The organism is Micromonospora sp. NPDC020750 (assembly GCF_044334565.1).
Lineage (GTDB): Bacteria > Actinomycetota > Actinomycetes > Mycobacteriales > Micromonosporaceae > Micromonospora.
In genome coordinates, this window is the sequence record NZ_JBIRTH010000030.1 from 1 (window position 1) to 1,474 (window position 1,474).

2 protein-coding genes and 1 rRNA gene are annotated in these 1,474 nt (G+C 67.3%); 1 reads left to right on the forward strand and 2 read right to left on the reverse strand.

Annotated features, from left to right (window positions below; genetic code table 11):
* Positions 1–93: ribosomal RNA gene (gene rrf, locus ACH4T9_RS31950) — 5S ribosomal RNA — on the forward strand; the annotation flags it as partial.
* A 70-nt stretch (positions 94–163) separates the two neighbouring features.
* On the opposite strand, the gene ACH4T9_RS31955 is transcribed toward rrf, so the two are convergent.
* Positions 164–1,159 (reverse strand): alpha/beta hydrolase, encoded by a 996-nt coding sequence (locus ACH4T9_RS31955; RefSeq protein ID WP_396675165.1) that lies wholly within the window; start codon positions 1,157–1,159, stop codon positions 164–166.
* Between the two features lie 100 nt (positions 1,160–1,259).
* Positions 1,260–1,474 (reverse strand): FG-GAP repeat protein (locus ACH4T9_RS31960; protein ID WP_396675166.1); only part of this gene is annotated, 215 nt, incomplete at its 5' end.

Here is a 1,474-nt window from a genome sequence, read left to right on the forward strand (position 1 = left end):
ACGCCCGGTTACATTCCGAACCCGGAAGCTAAGCCCTCCAGCGCCGATGGTACTGCACTCGGGAGGGTGTGGGAGAGTAGGACGCCGCCGGACATCTTTCGAAAAGGGCCACCCCCTAGGGGGTGGCCCTTTTCGTGTCTACCGCTGATTGGGCGGGGCCGGATCAGCCGGCACGACGGAGGCGACCGAGCATCCCGTTGAGGTCCTGGACGAAGAGCTCGTGGCGGAAGTAGTGCCCGCCGGGCACCTCGCGCCACTCGTGCGGGATCCCCGCCCGACCGAGAGCCGCCCGGAACTCGCGCTGGCCGGCCAGCACCTGGGTCTCGTTCACCGTGTCGAACCAGTTCACCGGGTCAGGTGAGGTGCCGGCAGCAAGGAAGATCCGCTTGTTGTGGTAGCTCCCGATGCGCTGCACCGGGTTGTCGGCGTTGACCCGCGCCTCGTCCCACAGCGGTGCACCGTAGACGGTGCCGCCACCCAGCTCGACCGCGGCCGAGCTCACGTTGGCCCAGTGCACGACGAGGCCGAAGTCCCGGCGCAGGCTGGCCGGACCGGAATGGGAGCTGACCGAGCAGAAGTGGCCGTAGTACTTCGCGGCGTACTTCAGGGCGCCGAACCCGCCCATCGAGAAGCCGGCGACGGCGCGGCCGTTGTACTCGGGGAAGGTGCGGAAGTTCTGCTCGATCCACGGCAGCAGCTGCGCGATGTGGAAGGTCTCCCAGTTGCGGGGCCCGGTGTTGCTGCTGACCGGGTTGGAGTACCACCCGGTCGCGGCGTCCGGCATGACGACGATGATCTCCCGTCCGGCGGTGAGATTGATGATGTTGTCGTACATGTGGAAGGCCCGGAAGTCGGAGTTGCCGCCGTGCAGCAGGTACAGCACCGGGTAGCGCTTGTTGCTGGTGTGGTAGCCGTCGGGCAGCAGGACGTTGACCGCGGGATCCCACGCGATCGCGTCGGTGGCGAAACGGTAGTACTGGAGGCGCCCGCCGTTCTCGTTGCGGTCGACGATGCGCAGGCCGTGCCCGTCGCCGGCGGCCTGGGCGGCCAGCGGCGCGCCGAAGGCGCCGGCCAGTGCGCCGGCGGCAGCGACTCCCGCCGCTCCGGTCAGGAGCCGCCGGCGGGAGAGGGGCCGAACGCTGTCAGGGGTGTTGTCCATTGTTTCTCCTCGGGGAAGCTGCCTGTGTGTTCGGGGGCTGGTGACGCCCGTTGCGGCCACGATCCCGGCATCGACCGGTGTCGTGCCGGCTCAGGTGGGTTCAGAGGGTGGTTTCTCCGGGTAGGCCGAAGAAGTCGTGCCATTTTTGGGGTGGGCCGAAGGTGGTGCCGGTGGATTGTGCGGTGTGGACGTCGTTGGTGTTGTTTTTGGTGAAGACGATGATGTCGTCTTTTCCGTCTCCGTTGATGTCGCCGACGCGGGGTTGTTCGTTGCCGACGGCGAAGAGGTCGTGCCATTTTTGGGGTGGGCCGAAGG

Coding starts and splice junctions, on each gene's coding strand:
- ACH4T9_RS31955 (WP_396675165.1), bottom strand. CDS start 1,159: ATGGACAACACCCCTGACAGCGTTCGGCCCCTCTCCCGCCGGCGGCTC.